This is a genomic window from Halarcobacter mediterraneus, from assembly GCF_004116625.1.
In the GTDB taxonomy this organism is placed as follows: Bacteria; Campylobacterota; Campylobacteria; order Campylobacterales; family Arcobacteraceae; genus Halarcobacter; species Halarcobacter mediterraneus.
The window spans coordinates 288,004-306,424 of record NZ_NXIE01000003.1 but is presented as its reverse complement, the minus strand read 5'-3'; the positions used below and the strand labels follow the sequence as shown (position 1 = coordinate 306,424).

Genomic DNA, 18,421 nt, shown 5'->3' with positions numbered 1-18,421 from the left:
AAAACTCTTTATTAAAGTTTTTCTACTGCAAATAATGGCATATCATATTCAACAGGTTTTCCATTTTCAATTAAAACATCAATAATTTTGCAATCGAATTCTGCTTCAACTTCATTCATAATTTTCATTGCTTCTAAAATACAAAGTGTTTGACCTTTTTTTACAGTATCACCTTTTTTTACAAAAGCAGGAGCTTCTGGTGATGGAGCTTCATAGTATGTTCCTACCATAGGAGAGTTGATTGTATCTCCTGCAATAGTAGTTGCTGATTCTCCTGGAACTACAGCAGGAACAGGTGCTGCTTGAGTAGTAGCAGGTGCAGGTGCTGCAATTGGAGCAGCAGTTGTTACTACAGTTCCAGTTTCAAACCCTTTTTGCATAGAAACTTCAAATTCTCCTTCTTTTACTTTTAGTTTATTTAATTCACTTTTATCAAATACTCTTATTAATTCTTTTATTTCTTTAAAATCCATGTTTAACCTTTTATAATCAAATTTTGGAAATAATACCATAATTAATGTTATAAATTCTTATAGTAAATTTTAGAATTATGGTAAAATTAGCTCATATCTTACAAAATATACTAAATAGAGATAAAAAAAGAGCATAAACTGATAAAAAAACACTAATTTATAAAAATACAACTTTGTGGTAATTTTTATGAAATTAATTGAAACTAGGAAGAAAAATGATAAGTGATAGAAATTTTATTAACATTGCACATGAAATTGCAAGTGCTTCAAAATGTGTGTCAAAACAAGTAGGTGCAGTGATTGTAAAAGATGGGAGAATTTTATCTACTGGATATAATGGAACACCAGCTGGTTATATTAATTGTAGTACACATTGGGATGGAGAATATACAAAAGATCATCATGAGTGGTCAAAAACTTATGAGATTCACGCAGAAATGAATGCTTTAATTTGGGCTGCAAGAAAAGGGATTAGTATTGAGGGTGGTACTATATATGTAACTTTGGAACCTTGCAGTGAATGTTCTAAAAATTTAATAGCTGCAGGTATTAAAAGAATAGTTTATGATAAAGCTTATGAACATACCAACTCTGATATTGTTTCTAAATTTATAAAAGACAATGGAGTTATAATAGAGCAAATTAAATGATTGGTGGAATTAATAATCATAAATTCTATAAAAAAGCAATAGATAAATATGGAATAAGTGCAAGAGGTGTACATTGGCAGTCCCAATTTACTCAATACCTTAGATTCGAAATATTAAACTCTTTTATAAAAGAAGATATTGAAAAATCAACTTTAGTAGATGCAGGATGTGGCTTCGCAGAGTATTTAAATTATTTGAAAAAGTCCAGTTTAGAGCCTAAATTATATCTTGGTATTGATGTTGAAGAGAAGATGATTTCTTTAAGTGAAAAGCGTTTTCCTAATAATAAATTTTTAGTAAAAGATATTTTAAAAGACTCTTTGCCTGAAGCTGATTATTTTGTTTGTAGTGGTGCTATGAATATACTTAGAAAAAAACAGATGTTTAGGTTTATTGAAAATTGTTTAAATTCTTCAAAAAAAGGTTTTGTTTTTAATTTTCTAAAATCTCATACTTTAAATGGTGTAGCATATGAAAAAGTAATTGACTTTTGTGAAGGCTTAGGTAAAGAAATTTATATAAAAGACTATTACTTGGATAATGATATTTCCATTTTTTTAAAGCACTAAACTATTTAGTCAAATATAGTAAAATATCATAAATTTCTCATATTGATAATATATACTTTTTCTATAAATCAAAAATAGATTAAGGATATTATGATGAAAGTAGGTTTATTTATTCCCTGTTTTATGAATGAGTTGTATCCAAATAGTTCGATGGCAACTTTAAAACTATTAAAGAAATTTAATATGGATGTTGAGTATCCAATGGACCAAACATGTTGTGGGCAGCCAATGGCAAATTCAGGCTGCTCTAAAGATATGAAAACATTAGCACTTAGGTTTGTGGAAATATTCAAAAAATATGACTATATTGTTGCTCCAACTGGTTCATGTGTAACTATGGTAAAAGATCATTACGAAGCATTTTTTGATGAAGATGATAAAGACTACAATAAAGTGAAAACTTCTATTTACGAAGTGTGTGAATTTTTACATGATATTATTAAAGTAGAAAAAATTGATTCTTATTTCCCACACAAAGTAGGAGTTCATAACTCTTGTCATGGACATAGAGGTTTAAAATTAGGAAGTGCAAGTGAACTTAATATTCCTAAAAATAATAAGCTAAAAAACCTACTTAATTTAGTAGAGGGAATAGAAATTGTTGAATTAAACAGAGAAGATGAGTGTTGTGGTTTTGGTGGAACCTTTGCTATAACAGAAGAAGATATTTCTGTTGCAATGGGTAAAGATAGAATTAAAGACCACATTGACTCAAATGTTGAGATAATGACAGGTGCTGATATGTCATGTCTTATGCATATGCAAGGTTTAATAAATAGAGAAAATAAACCTTTAAAAGTAATGCATATAACTGAAATCCTTGCAGGAAAGGTTCAATTATGAGTATTTTACATAACCATCCAGCAAAAGCAAAAGAGTTTGTTGCAAACGATGAAAGAATGCATTGGCATGACCAAGCTCTTTGGTTTGTAAGAGAAAAAAGAGATAGAATCTCAAAAACTATTCCAGAGTGGGAAACTTTAAGAAAATATGCAGATCAAATCAAGTCTCATACTATGGCAAACTTAGATAAATATCTTTTAGAGTTTGAAAAAAATGCAAATGCAAAGGGAATAAAAGTTCATTTTGCAAAAGATGCACAAGAACACAATGAAATAGTACATAGAATATTAAGTGAGAACAACGTAAAAAAAGTTGTTAAATCAAAATCTATGTTAACAGAAGAGTGCCATTTAAATCCATACCTAGAGTCAAAAGGAATGGAAGTAGTTGATACCGATTTAGGTGAAAGAATTGTTCAACTTAGAAATGAACCACCTTCTCATATTGTACTTCCTGCAATTCACTTAAAAAAACAAGATGTTTCTGATACTTTTCATAAAGAAATGGGAACTGAAAAAGGAAACTATGACCCTACATATTTAACAAGAGCAGCAAGAGAAGATTTAAGACAAAAGTTCTTAGATGCTGATGCTGGTATTACAGGGGTTAACTTTGCTATTGCAAATACAGGTGGAGTTGTAGTTTGTACAAATGAAGGTAATGCAGACATGGGTGCTTCTTTACCAAAACTTCATATTGCATGTATGGGAATTGAAAAAGTAATTCCTAGACTTCAAGATTTATCTGTATTTACAAGACTTCTTGCAAGAAGTGCAACTGGACAAGCTATCACTTCATATACTTCTCACTTTCATGGACCAGTTGAAGGTGGACAAATGCATATTGTAATTGTGGATAATAAAAGAACACCATTTTTACAGTCTGAATCTTATAAAAAAGCATTAAACTGTATTAGATGTGGAGCTTGTATGAATACTTGTCCTATTTATAGAAGATCTGGTGGTCACTCATATGATTATGTTATTCCTGGTCCAATTGGATCAACATTAGGAACATTTAGGGATCCAAAAAAGCATAAAACTTTATCATTTGCTTGTACTCTTTGTGGTTCTTGTACAAATGTTTGTCCTGTTAAGATTGACCTAGATTCGCAACTTTACACCCATAGACAAGATTTAAGGGAAATGAATATTATCTCAAATCAAAAAAGACTTTCTATGCAATTTGCATCTTGGTTAATGAGTAAACCAGCACTATTTGATTTTGCAGGAAAGATAGCCAGAAAAGTGGTACCAAATTTACCTAAGTTTATGATTTACAATAGATTTAATGTTTGGGGAAAACAAAGGGATTTACCTGATATGCCAAAGAAAAGTTTTAAAGAGCTTTATAAAGAGGAGTTTGGAAATGACAAGTAAAGAATTAATATTAAAAAATATTAGAACTAATAATGTAGTCCAAGATACAACTCTTCCAGATTACTCAAATTTTGGATTAACTTTTGAAGATAAACACTCTTACTTTTCAACTATGCTTGAATCAGTTGGAGGAAAAGCTTTATTTATTAAAAAAGAAGAGTTAGAAGAAACAATTAAATCTATATATCCAGATGAAAAAATTATAACTTCCAATGTAGAGGGCTTTTCTTTAGCAAACTTTGATGCAAATAAAGAGAATGATCCACATAAGCTAAAAGATATTGATTTAGCTGTTGTAAAAGGTGAATTTGCAGTTGCAGAAAATGGTGCTGTTTGGGTTAAAAATAGGGACAACAGACACAGAGCTTTATATTTCATTGCACAAAATATCATTTTAGTATTAGAAAAAAGTGCGATAGTTAATAATATGCATGAAGCCTATGAATTAATCTCTTTTGGTGAGCCTTCATATGGAGCGTTTATTAGTGGTCCTTCTAAAACTGCAGATATTGAACAATCCTTGGTAATTGGAGCGCACGGTCCTAAATCAGGATATGTGATTTTTGTAGAATAAGCTAGTATCTGTGATATAATCATAAAATAATAGAAGGATTATTTTGAAAATATTATTAGTTGTATTAGTTGCTTTTACTTTTTCTTTTGCTTCAAAGGAAGTATTATTACTTCATTCATATCATAAAGGGTATAAATGGAGTGATGATATTTCTTTAGAAATTGAAAAAAGATTTAAAGATGAAAAAGATATAAACCTTACAACTATTTATATGGATACCAAACATATAGCAGGCTCTAGATATTTAAATCAATTGGGAGAAATTTACAAAAAACAGTTATCCACAAGGGATTTTGACCTTGTAATTGTTAGTGATAATAATGCTTTTGATTTTGCAATTAAATACCATGAGTATCTTTTTAAAGATTTACCTATACTATTTTGTGGAATTAATAATTTTGATAAAGCTTTTTTAGAACAAAATAATATGAAAAAATATATGACAGGTGTCGTTGAACAAGTTGATTTAGAAAAGAATTTTGAGTTGATTTTACGAATGCAACCAAATTTAGAAAAGTTGGTAATAATAAATGATAAATCAAAAACAGGATATGCAGTAAAAAGAGATTTAAGAAAAGTTATTGAGAAGTATTCAAAAAAGATTAATATTGAGTATATAGATAATTTAGATATTGATAACTTAAAAAAGAAGGTACTTAATTTAAACAGAAAAAAAAGTGCTCTTTTATTTGTACTTTTATTTAAAGATACTACAGGAAAGTTTTTTACTTATAAGCAAAGTTTTAAAAAAATATATGATGTGAGTCAAGTACCTATTTATGGTCTTTGGGATTTTTATTTAGATTATGGAATGATAGGTGGCTTATTAACTTCTGCAAAAGCACAAGGTGAAGCTGTTTCTTATATGGCTATGCAAGTATTAAATGGAAAAGATGTAAGGGAAATTCCAATTATAGAAAAATCCCCAAATAGATATATTTTTGATTATAAAGAGTTAGATAGATTTGATTTAAGTGTTAAAGATATTTTAGAAGAGTATGAAATAATAAATGAACCCCATGATTTTTTTAGGAAGTATACAAAACTTATTGTAACTATAGTCATAATTATTAGTGTTTTATTAATTATGATTTTTTCAATGAAAGCAAATATTCAAAGAAGAAAAAAAGTAGAAAAGGATTTACAAAATAGGATTAAGTTTGATAAGGTTTTATTAGATACTTTACCTAATGCAATCTATTATAAAAATATAGATGGAAAGTTTTTAGGTTGCAACAAAGCTTTTTCTGATCTTCTAGATATTCCCAAAAAAGAAGTAATAGGAAAAAACGCGAGGGATTTTTTCCCTTCGGATATAGCTAATAAAAATGAATTAATAGATAAAAGACTTTTAAAAACATTGGGTAAAAATACTTCTGAGATGACTTTACATTTAAATGACAATCAAATGAAACATATAATTATCAAAAAAGCTGTATATCTTAACAATGACAGTTCAATTGGTGGAATTGTATGTATAATGGATGATATTACAGAAGAGGTACAACAAAAACAGTTTTTAATTCAGCAAGGTAAATTAGCTGAAATGGGTGACATGATTGCAGCAATTGCTCACCAGTGGAATGAACCTTTAGTCGAACTTTCTGCCCAAGTTCAAGATATACAAACATCATTTTTATTAGGAGAATTAAAAAATTCCCAAGTTGAGGAATTTGTAAATGATTCAATGGTTCAAATAAAATATATGTCTAAAACTTTGACAGATTTTAGAAACTTTTTAAAACCATCAACAAAAAAAGTTATCTTTTCAATAAGAAATTCCTTTGAAGAAATTTTAGAAATTATGGGAAAACAACTTTTTTATTCAAATATAAATATGAAAATAAACTATAAAAATGATGATTTATTAATTTATGGTTATGAAAATGAATTTAAACAAGTTTTATTAAATTTAATTAATAATGCAAAAAATAAAATTTTAGAAAAAAAGACAGAAGAAAAATATAATTTAACTATTAATATTGAAGAATCTAAAAATCATAATAAAATAGAGATAATGGATGATGGTGGAAATATTGAAGCAAATATAATTGATAAAATATTTGAACCTTATTTCACAACTAAAAAAAGGGGTACAGGTTTTGGTCTTTATATGGCTAAAGTAATTGTTGAAGATAAGATGAATGGACAAATAACAGCACAAAATAGAGATAAAAATGTAGTCTTTACTATAAAACTTCCAAAAAAGAGGTAAAAAATGAAAATCTTATTACTTGAAGATAATAAAAAGTTAAATGAAACCATAAAAAAAAGATTAGAAATTAAAGGTTACAAAGTTTTTAATTATATAGATGGAAAAGAGGCTTTAGATAGTATAGATGAAGGTTTTTCTTGCTTTATTCTTGATATAAATGTACCTAATATTGATGGAATAAATATCTTAAAGAAAATTAGAAATTATTATGCTGAGGTACCGATTATTATAATAAGTGCAACAGTTGAGCTTGATATGATAAAAGAAGCATATGACTTTGGTTGTAATGATTATTTAAAAAAACCATTTTTTATTGATGAACTTGAAATAAAAATAGAAAAACTATGTAAAATAAAAGATGAAAAGGAGTACTTTGATGAAAACTCTTATTTTGATTATAAATCTTCAACTTTATGTATGGAAACTGAAGAACATAGACTTACAAAAAAAGAGAGATTACTTATGAACTTACTTTTAACTAAGAAAAATCAAGTAATAACCTATGCGGAAATAGAAAGTTATGTTTGGGAAGGTTCTTTTGCTTCAATTGACTCAATTAGGTCTTTAGTAAGAAGACTTAGAAAAGTTTTAAAAAAAGATTATATTCATACCGTAGTTGATACAGGATATATTTTTAAAGTTGAGTAATCGGTCTATAATAGCACAAAAATAGCAATTTTAATAAAAATCAAGAAACTAATAAAATTTCCTTAAAAATAGCTTCTTTCTTACTTTATAAAAGCAAAATATCATATCTTTTTCATTTCTGCAAGTTACAATTTTTATGATACACAAAAAAAGGAGTTCATATGAATATGTTTGGTAAGACAACTAAACTGCTTGTAGCTGCAGCACTTATTGCGGGATTAAGTTCTGAAGCAATGGCTAAAAAAGTATATAAATGGAAGTTGGCAACAACTTGGGGACCAACTTTATCACCCTTTATTGATGCCCCTAAAAATATGGCAAAAATGGTTGAGGAAATGTCTGATGGTAGGTTAATCATTAGAGTTGATGCTTCAAACAAACACAAAGCTGCCTTGGGAATTTTAGATATGGTAAAAGGTGGACAATATGATATGGGACATTCAGCTTCATATTACTGGAAAGGTAAAGATATTAATACTTTCCCTTTTAGTACAATGCCTTTTGGTATGACAATGCCAGAACAATATGCATGGTTCTATTATGGTGGTGGAATGGAACTTATGAAAAAAGTTTATAAAAAACATAAAGTATTGTCTTTCCCAGGAGGAAGTTCAGGAAATCAAATGGGAGGTTGGTTTAGAAAAGAAATCAATACTGTAGATGATTTAAAAGGTCTTAAAATGAGAATCCCAGGTTTTGCAGGGGAAGTAATGGCAAAACTAGGACTTACAGTAACTAATATTGCTCCAGGTGAATTATATACTTCACTTGAAAGAGGAACGATTGATGCTTTAGAATGGGTTGGACCTGGTATGGATATTAATATGGGATTCCATAAAATTGCTCCTTATTATTATACAGGTTGGCATGAACCAGGATTAGACTTACAATTTTTAGTAAATGAAAGAGCTTATAAAAAACTACCAAAAGATTTACAAGCGATTTTAATTACAGCAATGAGAGCAAGTGCTTATGATATGTACATTCAAAATTATCATATGAGTTCAGAAGCTTGGCAAAAGATGGAAAAAGAATATCCAAATATTAAAGTAAAAACTTTTCCAAAACCTGTAATGGATGCTATGAAAAAAGCAAATGCAGAATTAAGAAAAGAGATGGTTAAAGGGCAACCTCTATTAAAAGAGATTTTTGATTCTCAAGAAGCTTATCAGAAGAAAGTTAGAAAGTGGACAGAAATGTCTGATTATATTTACTTAAAAGATAATTTATAGGCTTGTCTTAATACTATAAAACTCTCCATTAGGAGGGTTTTATATGATAAGTAACATAAATATAGACTAACAAAATATTTTTATTTTACTTATTTTTAAAACCAAAAGGAATTTTAATGTTATTAAAACTTGAGCGAGCTTTTAATAAATTTGCTGACTTTATTGGAACTATTACTGCAATTGCAATGGTTCTTATGATTTTAAATGTATTTTATGATGTAATAATGAGATATTTTTTTAAAACAGGAAGTATTGCAATGCAAGAGATGGAATGGCATCTTTTTTCTGTAATCATTCTTCTTGGAGTAGCATATACTCTAAAAGAAGATGGACACGTAAGAGTAGATTTAGTTTATGATAAGTTTAGCCCTAAAAGAAAAGCGCTTATTAATATGGTAGGTTCTGTATTATTTATTTTACCTATTGCCCTTTTAGTAGGACTTAGTTCAATTAATAATGCTCATGAAGCTTATCTTTCAATGGAACAAAGTGGTGATCCAGGTGGTTTACCATACAGATGGATTGTTAAATCTCTTATTCCTTTATCTTTCTTTTTATTGATTATCACAACAATTGGATTTTTTATTAGAAATTTAAATATATATAAAGGTTTACATCCAATGGATGAATATAATTTAAAAGGTGAAATTGAAAATCTAAAATGTGAACTAAATGACCATAAACATCATATTGTAGATATTGACCCTTATGCAAATAAAGATGAAAAAGGAGAATCAAAATGATTGGTATAGTTATGTTCTTTACAGCATTATTTATGCTGATTATTGGATTTCCAGTAGCATTTACCTTTGCAGCTGTTTCGGTCTTTTTTGGAATATTTGCTGGTTTTTTAGAAGTTTTTTCTTATTCTGAAGAAGGAACTGCTTTAGCTCAACTTTTAAGTGAAGGATGGGCTGAGGGTATTGCAATGTTTGATTATATGCCTTTTAGAATTTTTGCTATACAACAAAGTACTATTTTAATGGCAATTCCTATGTTTATTTTCATGGGAATTGTTTTACAAAAAACTGGGCTTGCTGAAAAGCTTTTAGAATCAATGGGGTTTTTATTTGGAGAAATTAGAGGTGGTGTTGCAATTTCTACTGTTTTAGTTGGTACTTTACTTGCAGCTTCAACTGGAGTTGTAGGTGCTTCTGTTGTGGCAATGGGAGTTATTTCTCTTCCTGTTATGTTAAAATATAAATACAATACAGAATTAGCAACTGGTACAATCTGTGCTTCAGGGACCCTTGGTCAAATTATTCCCCCTTCTATTGTTCTTATTATTTTAGGGGATGTTTTTCAAGTACCAGTAGGGGATCTTTTTGCTTCAGCGGTTGGTCCAGGATTAGCACTTGTTTGTGCATATATTGTTTTTATTTTAGTAGTCTCTTTTATAAAAAAAGATATGGCACCTGTAATTCCTGCTGACCCAAGTAGAGGAAGTAAAAAGAAACAAGTTATTAGAGCTTTAATAGATATTATTCCTTCTTTAACTTTAATTATTTTAGTTCTTGGTTCTATTTTTGCAGGAGTTGCCACTCCAACTGAATCAGCTGCCGTAGGTTGTATTGGTGCGATTGTTTTAGCAGCCTTATATAAAACATTTTCAATTAAAATGGTAAAAGAAGCAGCTTTAGAATCAGTAAAAATCACTTCTATGGTTTTTGGTATTTTAATTGGTGCAACAGCATTTTCTATGGTGTTTTCTTATACTGGTGGAGAAGAAATTGTTGAGCATGCAATGATGAGTTTACCTGGTGATGATAAGTGGGGATTTGTAATTTTCACAATGTTGGCAATTTTAATTTTAGGGTTCTTTATTGATTTTATTGAGATTTCATATATTATTGTTCCTATTTTAATTCCAGTAGCAGAAACTTTAGGAATCAATCCTGTTTGGTTTGCGATTTTAATTGCAATGAACTTACAAACATCATTTTTAACACCACCTTTTGGTTTTTCACTCTTTTATTTAAAAGGATGTGCTCCAGCTGGGGTGACAACTTCTCAGATTTATAAAGGAGTCCTACCCTTTATTATAATACAAGTGATAGTACTTGGTCTTGTTGCCTTTTATCCAGAAATATTTGGAATGTCTGCTGACATATAATGATAAAGGAGTATGTAATGTCGATGTTTTTAAAACTTTTAACAAATTTAGTATTTAAAACCAAAGATAGAATGTACTCTTTTATTGATGATCCACAACAAAGAATATATACTGTCCCACGCCTTGAATAATATTTTTTATAAATTTAACAAAGAAAAATTTATAAGGACAAAAAATGTTAGAAGGAAAATACCAAGAGTTTTATAATGAGGTATCAAAAATAATTGATACTAAAAAATTATTTACAGACAAGTTGCATACATTAGCTTATGGAACGGATGCCTCTTTTTATAGATTAATCCCAAAAATTGTAATTAAAACAGACAATGCAAAAGAAGTTGAAGAGATATTAAAATTATCAAATGCAATGGAATTAAGTGTTACATTTAGAGCAGCAGGAACTTCGCTTTCAGGACAAGCAATAAGTGATTCTATTTTAATTGTTACATCTAGAAACTTTAGAGATTTTAGAATCTCTGATGATAAAAGTGCTATTACTTTACAACCTGCACTTACAGGACAAGAAGTAAATAATCTACTTGCACCATATGGTAAAAAAATTGGACCAGACCCCGCAAGTATAAATGCAGCAATGATTGGTGGAATTGCAGCCAATAATGCTTCAGGTATGTGTTGTGGAATTTCACAAAACTCATATAAGACTTTAAAATCTATGAAACTAATTTTTGCAGATGGTACAAAACTAGATACTGCAAATGAAGAATCAAAACAAGCTTTTAAGCTTTCTCATAAAGATTTAATTGAAGGTTTAGAAAAGATTTCTAAGGAAACAAAAAGTGATGAAGAGTTATCAGCTTTAATTGCAAAAAAGTTTAAAATTAAAAACACATGTGGTTACTCAATAAATGCACTAATTGATTTTGATGATGTATTTGAGATTTTACAGCACTTAATTATTGGTAGTGAAGGAACTTTAGCCTTTATTGAAGAGATTACTTATGAAACAGTTGAAGATTTAAAAGATAAAGCTTCAGCACTTATTTATTTTAAAGATGTAAAAGAAGCCTGTAATGCGGTTACTAAAATCAAACTTGCACGTGAAGCAAAAACTATTACAGTAGATGCAGTTGAACTTATGGACAGAGCAGGACTTGCAAGTATTGAAAATGATCCAGCGATGCCAGAGTATATTAAAGATTTTGATGAAAATGTAACGGCACTTCTAATAGAAACAAGAGCAGTAAATGATGAGTCCTTAGATGTTCAAATCAAAGAGCTGGAAGAGTTACTTGAAGAGTTCTCTGTTGTAAGAGATATTTATTTTACAAAAGATGTTCGTGAGTATACTCTTTATTGGAAGATTAGAAAAGGATTATTCCCAGCAGTTGGAGCAGTAAGAGAAGTTGGAACAACTGTTATTATTGAAGATGTTGCATATCCTATTGAAGTGCTAGCTGAAGCTACATTGGAGCTACAAGCACTATTTAAAAAACATGGTTATAGCGAGGCTTTAATTTTTGGACATGCATTAGAAGGTAACTTCCACTTTGTATTTACTCAAGACTTCTCAATTGAATCTGAAGTAAAAAGATATGATGAGTTTATGAATGATGTAGTTTCATCAGTTGCAGTAAAATATCAAGGAAGTTTAAAAGCAGAGCATGGTACAGGAAGAAACATGGCTGCATTTATTGAAGTAGAGTGGGGTAAAACTGCTTATTCAATGATGAAAAGAATCAAAGAAGTATTTGACCCAAAAGGACTTTTAAATCCTGGTGTTATTATAAATGATGATGCAGAAGCTCACCTAAAGAACTTAAAAGCAATGCCTGCAACAAATGAGTTAGTTGATACTTGTATTGAGTGTGGATTCTGTGAGCCTACTTGTCCTTCAAATGATATTACTTTAACTCCTAGACAAAGAATTGTTATAAATAGAGAAATCTCTAAGCTTGAAAGAGAAGGAAACTTTGAGGAGGCTAAAGAGTATAAAGATTTATATCAATATGATGGAATAGAAACATGTGCAACATGTTCTTTATGTTCAACTGCTTGTCCTGTTAAGATTGATACTGGAAGTTTAACAAAACATTTAAGAGCTGAACAAATAAGTTCTAGAGCTGATAAAATAGCTTCTTTTGTAGCAAATAATTTCTCTACAACTTTAAAGGGAATGAAATTTGGTTTAGGTGGAGCTAATTTACTTCATAAGATGATTGGAACACCAAGTATGGAAGGTTTCACTTCTTCTATGAGAGACCTAACAAAAGGAAACTTACCAAAATGGAGTGCAAGTCTACCAAGACCAACTTCAATAGATACAAACTTTGAGCAAAGACTTGTAGATAAAAAAGTTGTATATTTCCCTTCTTGTATAAATAGAACAATGGGAAGAGATAGCAAAACAACAGTTGAAGAAGAACTCTTTGATATAACAGTTAGCTTACTTCAAAAAGCTGGTTACCAAGTACTATTTCCTAAGAATATAGATAGCTTATGTTGTGGAATGCCTTTTTCTTCAAAAGGGTTTAATAAGCAAGCTAAACAAAAAAGTGATGAGTTAGAGCAGGCTTTAAAAGAGATTAGTAATTTTGGAGAGTATCCAATACTTTGTGATACAAGTCCTTGTACTAAAAAGATGCTTGAAAGTTTCCAAGATGGAATGAAGGTTTATGAGCCAATTGAGTTTACTTTAGATGTATTAAAAGAGAATTTAAAGTTTACACAAATAGATGAACCAATAACTATTCATACAACTTGTTCATCAAGAAAAATGGGATTACATGAAAAGTTTATAGAATTAGCAAAAATGTGTTCAACAAATGTAATTGTTCCAGAAAATGTAAAATGTTGTGGTTTTGCAGGGGATAGAGGCTTTACTTTCCCTGAACTTAATCAATCTGCACTTAGATTTTTAAAAGATGATGTAAAAGGTGCGAAATATGCATTTTCTACTTCAAAGACTTGTGAAATTGGTTTAAGCGAAACTTCTGGCTTAGATTATAATTCTATTTTTTATCTAGTGGATAAGTGTACAAATTAAAAAAATAAATAATCTTTTTTTAGAACAAAACAGATATTTACCATTAATTTGGTAAAATGTCTGTTTTTACATTAAACTTAAGTTTAATAGCTACAAAAGGATGAAATAATGGATGGAAAGAGAAACTTGTTTTCAGTTAAGAAAATACTACTTGCTTTAGTAACTTTTGCTTCTTTATCATTTGCGCAGCAATTAGTTGATGCAATAGCACTAGTTGTAAATGATGAACCAATTACACTTTATGATATTGAAAAAAGAAAAGCCCAAGCTAATATAAGCAAAGATAAAGCAGTAAGTCAACTTATTGATGAGGTTTTATTTGATCAATTAGTAGATGACAATAATATTACAGCAGATATTTTTGATGTTAATAACTATTTAGAAAAACTTGCGGCTTCTAATGGAATGGATTTATATGAATTTAAATCAATTATTAGGCAGCAATATAAAGATTATGCAGCATATGAAGAAAAAACAAGACAATTAATCTTAAGAGAGAAATTAACAAATAAACTTGTTAGAGGAAATGTAAAAGTAGCTACAGAAGAGGACTTGAAAATTTATTATGAAAATAATAAAAATATGTTTAAAACAGCATCAAAAGTAAAAGCAATCCAATATTCATCAAAAGATAGAAGAGCTTTAGAAGAAGCTAGAACAAATCCTATGTTAAATATTCAAGGAGTAAATAAAGCTCCAGTAGATTTAGACCAATCTAATTTAAATCCTCAATTAAGATATATTTTAAATGAGACAGCAATAAATAAATTTACTCCTATCTTTACTTCAGATAAACATTATGTATCTTTATTTATTTCTCATAAAGAAAATCAAGATATTATCGCATTTGAAAATGTTAGAGATAGAATATTTAATATAGTAATGCAAGATAGAGAGAAAAAATATTTAAAAGATTATTTTGAAAAACTAAAACTATCAGCTGATATAAAAATAGTAAGATAAAAGGAAATAGATGTTTGAAGTTATTATTGGATTAGAAGTACATGTTCAACTAAATACAAAAAGTAAACTATTCTGTTCTTGTGCAACAAGTTTTGGAGAAGAACCAAATACAAATGTATGCCCAACTTGTTTAGGACTTCCAGGAGCTCTTCCAGTATTAAATAAAGAAGCAGTACATAAAGCAATTATGTTAGGAACTGCACTTAAATCAAAAATAAATAAAAAGTCAGTTTTTAATAGAAAAAATTATTTTTATCCAGACTTACCAAATGGTTATCAAATTTCTCAATTTGAAGTTCCTGTTGTAGGACTTGGTGAATTAGTAATTGATTTTGAAGATGGAACAAGTAAAACTATTGGAGTTACAAGAGCTCATTTAGAAAATGATGCAGGGAAAAATATCCATGCTGGTTCTGTTTCTCATGTGGATTTAAACCGTGCAGGAACACCTCTTCTTGAAATCGTTTCTGAACCAGATATGAGAACAGCAGAAGAAGCTATTTTATATCTTAAAAAGCTTCATTCAATTGTAAGATACCTTGGAATTTCAGATGCTAATATGCAAGAAGGAAGTTTTAGATGTGATGTTAACGTATCAATTAGACCAAAAGGTGATGATAAGTTATATACAAGATGTGAAATTAAGAATATGAACTCATTTAAGTTCATCGAAAAAGCAATTAAATATGAAGTAAATAGACATATTGAAGCTTGGGAAGATGGAATTCACGATACGGAAATTGTACAAGAAACAAGACTATTTGACCCAGAAAAAGGTGAAACTAGATCTATGAGAGGTAAGGAAGATGCTGCTGATTATAGATATTTCCCAGACCCAGACCTTTTACCTCTTATAATTACAGATGAAATGATGGAAAAATATTCAAAAATCCCAGAGCTTCCAGATGAAAAAAAACAAAGATTTGTAAATGACTTTGGTATTAAAGAGTATGATGCTTCAGTTATTACTGCTTCTTTAGAGACTGCAAATTTCTTTGATGAAATGATGAAAGAAGGAATTTCTGGTAAAAATGCAGCAACATGGTTAACTGTTGAGTTACCTGCAAGATTTACAGAGGGAATGACTTTAGAAAACTCTCCAGTAGATGCTAAAAAACTTGCAGGTGTTGTAAAAGCTATTGAAGATGGAACTATCTCTGGAAAAGCAGCTAAAGAAGTACTTGATTACTTAATGAAAAACCCTGATTCAGAAATTGATGCAGTTATTGATGAACTTGGATTAAAACAAGTATCTGATGATGGAGCTATTTTAAAAATTATTGATGGAATATTAGCAGCAAATGAGGATAAAGTAGAACAATACAAAGGTGGAAAAGACAAACTGTTTGGATTCTTTGTAGGTCAAACTATGAAAGCTTCTAAAGGTAGTGCAAATCCACAAAAAGTAAATGAACTTTTAAAACAAAGATTAGGATAATTTATGGCTGAAAAATCTATTGCAGTAATAGGAGCAGGTAAATGGGGACAAGCACTTCATTTTGCCCTTAGCCAAAATCAAAAATGTTTAATAACTTCAAGAACAAAAAGAGATATTAAAGATTTTGTAGACTTACAAACTGCTTTAGATTGTGAATATTTAGTTATTGCTATTCCTGCTCAAGAAATTAGAGAATGGTTACAAGAAAACTTTGTTTTTTCAGGACAAAAAATACTTGTTGCAGCAAAGGGTATTGAAGCAAGTACAGGTGAATTTTTAAATGAAATTTATGAAGAGTTTATTCCTAGAAAAAATATAGGATTTATTTCAGGACCATCTTTTGCAAGTGAAGTTATGCAAGCTTTACCTGCTGCTATTGTAATTAACTCAAAATCAAGAAAGTTATATAAAGAAGTTTCTCCTATGTTTCCAAGATTCTTAAAAACATATTATTCAGATGATGTAATTGGGGCAGAAGTTTGTGGAGCTTATAAAAATGTAATTGCAATTGCTAGTGGAATTTGTCAAGGTTTAAAACTAGGAAATAATGCAAGAGCTTCACTTATTTCAAGAGGGCTTGTTGAGATGCAAAGATTTGGAAAAGAGTTTGGTGCAAGAAAATCAAGTTTTATAGGTCTTAGTGGTGCAGGGGATTTATTTTTAACTGCAAGTAGCGAACTTAGTAGAAATTTTAGAGTTGGACTCGGACTTGCACAAGGAAAAGCTTTAAAAACAATACTAGAAGAGCTTGGAGAGGTTGCAGAAGGTGTTAAAACTTCAGAAGCAATACACAAACTTTCAAAAAAGTATAAAATCTATACTCCTATCGCAAATGAAGTTAAGCTTATTCTTGAAGGTAAAAGTGCTCAAGATAGTCTTAAGGATTTACTTAAAAGTTAGAAAATGAAAACTATCTCATTTTTTAATTTATCTTTGATTTTTCTTCCTTTATTTTTTGTTTGGTTTTATTATTATAAATGGACAAATGATAAAACTGATATACTTATTTCAACTCTTAGAATGCTAATACAACTTTTAATTATAGGATATCTATTAGTTTTTATTTTTAAAACAGATGATATAAAAATAGGAATAGGTATACTTCTTTTTATGCTTTTTGTAAGCTCTTGGATTACTTTACGAAATACAAAAGATAAAAGTATTACTCATTATAAACAGATAGTTTTATCAGTTTTTGTATCAAGTTTCATAAATTTACTTTTAATTGTTTATTTTATTTTACAGTTAGAAAAAATATATGAACCTCAATATGTCATACCCATTGCAGGAATGGTTTTTGCAAGTACAATGAATGCCTTATCCTTGGCAATTGAGCGATTTGAAAAAGAAATAGAAAGAACGAACTTTTTTGAAGCAAGAAAAATAGCTTTTAAAGCCTGTATGATACCCCAAATAAATTCCTTACTTGCTGTAGGATTAGTCTCTTTGCCGGGAATGATGACGGGACAAATTTTATCAGGAGTTGATCCTTTGGTTGCAGTTAGATATCAAATTATGATAATGGCAATGACACTCTCAAGTGCAGGAATAAGTTCAATTGTTTACTTTTCAATTAAAAATAACAAATTATAATAATATTACTTATATTAAGTAGCCTCTAAAGATAGCTTTTTTATAATAATAAGAAGGATTATCATGATTAATTATATATTTATATTCTACTTGGCATTTATCATTATTGCACAAGAAATCTTGTCTGAAAATCAGATTTATTATTTGTATGGTTTTATAGCGGCTACTTTGATTAGTTATATACTAAATAGAATATTTGGCAACCCTTTTTTAAGATTTGAACAATATATTCAAAGAAGAAATAAAGGAACCCATACTTTATTAGGTATGAGCTTTATTCCATTTGAACTTATACTTACTATTGTTTTAATAATATCTACTGGGATATTTCTATTTCTAAAATTTTTTATTTAACTTTTTTTTATGAATTTCTCCCCAAAGATACATTTGTTTTAGTATAGGTTTTAAAGTTTCTCCATATTCTGTTAAAGAGTATTCAACCTTTGGAGGAACTATAGGATAGACTTCTCTATGAATTATTCCATCTTTTTCTAACTCTCTTAGTTTTTGAACTAACATTTTTTGAGTAACTTTAGGAAGCATTCTTTGCAATTCACTAAACCTCAAAGTTTCTCTTCTTAAATACCATAAAATTAAAATTTTCCACTTTCCTGCTAAAATATCAAGAGCAGTTTCAACAGGGCATTTTTCAATTTTTTCTTCAGTTTCAATTTTTTTTGTCATCTAATACTCCATCTTTTCATATGGTATCTTTTTTGATAGTACA

Annotated in this window: 17 protein-coding genes; 15 read left to right on the top strand and 2 right to left on the bottom strand. The window is 29.1% G+C overall.

Features of this window, described 5'->3' with window-relative positions; all coding sequences use genetic code 11:
* Positions 1–11: 11 nt before the first annotated feature.
* Complete coding sequence (accB, locus tag CP965_RS09000; RefSeq protein ID WP_129061760.1) at positions 12–473, bottom strand: acetyl-CoA carboxylase biotin carboxyl carrier protein; 462 nt, start codon at positions 471–473, stop codon at positions 12–14.
* Between the two features lie 215 nt (positions 474–688).
* On the opposite strand from accB, the gene CP965_RS08995 reads away from it, so the two are divergent.
* The 15 genes from CP965_RS08995 to CP965_RS08925 all read left to right on the top strand — a co-directional run bounded on the left by CP965_RS08995 (position 689) and on the right by CP965_RS08925 (position 17,694).
* Complete coding sequence (locus CP965_RS08995) at positions 689–1,123, top strand: deoxycytidylate deaminase (protein WP_129061759.1); 435 nt, start codon at positions 689–691, stop codon at positions 1,121–1,123.
* Positions 1,120–1,692 carry a class I SAM-dependent methyltransferase gene (locus tag CP965_RS08990; RefSeq protein ID WP_228712701.1) on the top strand — a complete coding sequence of 191 codons (573 nt, stop codon included), beginning with the start codon at positions 1,120–1,122 and terminating at the stop codon, positions 1,690–1,692. The genes CP965_RS08995 and CP965_RS08990 overlap by 4 nt, the downstream gene beginning before the upstream one ends.
* A 93-nt stretch (positions 1,693–1,785) precedes the next feature.
* Positions 1,786–2,535, top strand: a complete 750-nt coding sequence (locus CP965_RS08985; protein WP_129061758.1) for a (Fe-S)-binding protein — start codon at positions 1,786–1,788, stop codon at positions 2,533–2,535.
* Entirely contained in the window at positions 2,532–3,914 is a 1,383-nt protein-coding gene (locus tag CP965_RS08980) for a lactate utilization protein B (RefSeq protein WP_129061757.1), read from the top strand. Before CP965_RS08985 ends, CP965_RS08980 begins: the two co-directional genes overlap by 4 nt.
* Positions 3,904–4,488 carry a LutC/YkgG family protein gene (locus CP965_RS08975; RefSeq protein WP_129061756.1) on the top strand — a complete coding sequence of 195 codons (585 nt, stop codon included), beginning with the start codon at positions 3,904–3,906 and terminating at the stop codon, positions 4,486–4,488. The genes CP965_RS08980 and CP965_RS08975 overlap by 11 nt, the downstream gene beginning before the upstream one ends.
* Before the next feature lie 43 nt (positions 4,489–4,531).
* Positions 4,532–6,703 (top strand): ABC transporter substrate binding protein, encoded by a 2,172-nt coding sequence (locus CP965_RS08970; protein WP_228712700.1) that lies wholly within the window; start codon positions 4,532–4,534, stop codon positions 6,701–6,703.
* A 3-nt stretch (positions 6,704–6,706) separates the two neighbouring features.
* Positions 6,707–7,351, top strand: a complete 645-nt coding sequence (locus CP965_RS08965; RefSeq protein WP_129061754.1) for a response regulator transcription factor — start codon at positions 6,707–6,709, stop codon at positions 7,349–7,351.
* Between the two features lie 161 nt (positions 7,352–7,512).
* A complete protein-coding gene (locus tag CP965_RS08960; RefSeq protein ID WP_129061753.1) occupies positions 7,513–8,583 on the top strand; it encodes a TRAP transporter substrate-binding protein in 1,071 nt (356 codons plus the stop codon).
* A 116-nt stretch (positions 8,584–8,699) separates the two neighbouring features.
* Positions 8,700–9,326 (top strand): TRAP transporter small permease subunit, encoded by a 627-nt coding sequence (locus CP965_RS08955; protein WP_129061752.1) that lies wholly within the window; start codon positions 8,700–8,702, stop codon positions 9,324–9,326.
* On the top strand, positions 9,323–10,696 hold the full coding sequence (locus CP965_RS08950) for a TRAP transporter large permease (RefSeq protein ID WP_129061751.1): 1,374 nt from the start codon (positions 9,323–9,325) through the stop codon (positions 10,694–10,696). Before CP965_RS08955 ends, CP965_RS08950 begins: the two co-directional genes overlap by 4 nt.
* Before the next feature lie 175 nt (positions 10,697–10,871).
* Entirely contained in the window at positions 10,872–13,700 is a 2,829-nt protein-coding gene (locus CP965_RS08945) for an FAD-binding and (Fe-S)-binding domain-containing protein (RefSeq protein ID WP_129061750.1), read from the top strand.
* 108 nt (positions 13,701–13,808) lie between these two features.
* A complete protein-coding gene (locus CP965_RS08940) occupies positions 13,809–14,663 on the top strand; it encodes a peptidylprolyl isomerase (RefSeq protein WP_129061749.1) in 855 nt (284 codons plus the stop codon).
* Between the two features lie 10 nt (positions 14,664–14,673).
* Positions 14,674–16,101, top strand: a complete 1,428-nt coding sequence (gene gatB, locus CP965_RS08935) for an Asp-tRNA(Asn)/Glu-tRNA(Gln) amidotransferase subunit GatB (protein WP_129061748.1) — start codon at positions 14,674–14,676, stop codon at positions 16,099–16,101.
* Between the two features lie 3 nt (positions 16,102–16,104).
* Positions 16,105–17,001, top strand: coding sequence for an NAD(P)H-dependent glycerol-3-phosphate dehydrogenase (locus CP965_RS08930; RefSeq protein ID WP_129061747.1), 897 nt, complete (start codon positions 16,105–16,107; stop codon positions 16,999–17,001).
* 3 nt (positions 17,002–17,004) lie between these two features.
* On the top strand, positions 17,005–17,694 hold the full coding sequence (locus CP965_RS08925) for an ABC transporter permease (protein ID WP_129061746.1): 690 nt from the start codon (positions 17,005–17,007) through the stop codon (positions 17,692–17,694).
* Positions 17,695–18,030: 336 nt separating this feature from the next.
* Here the strand turns inward: CP965_RS08925 and CP965_RS08920 are convergent, their stop codons facing one another.
* Entirely contained in the window at positions 18,031–18,378 is a 348-nt protein-coding gene (locus CP965_RS08920) for a winged helix-turn-helix transcriptional regulator (protein ID WP_129061745.1), read from the bottom strand.
* Positions 18,379–18,421: the final 43 nt, after the last annotated feature.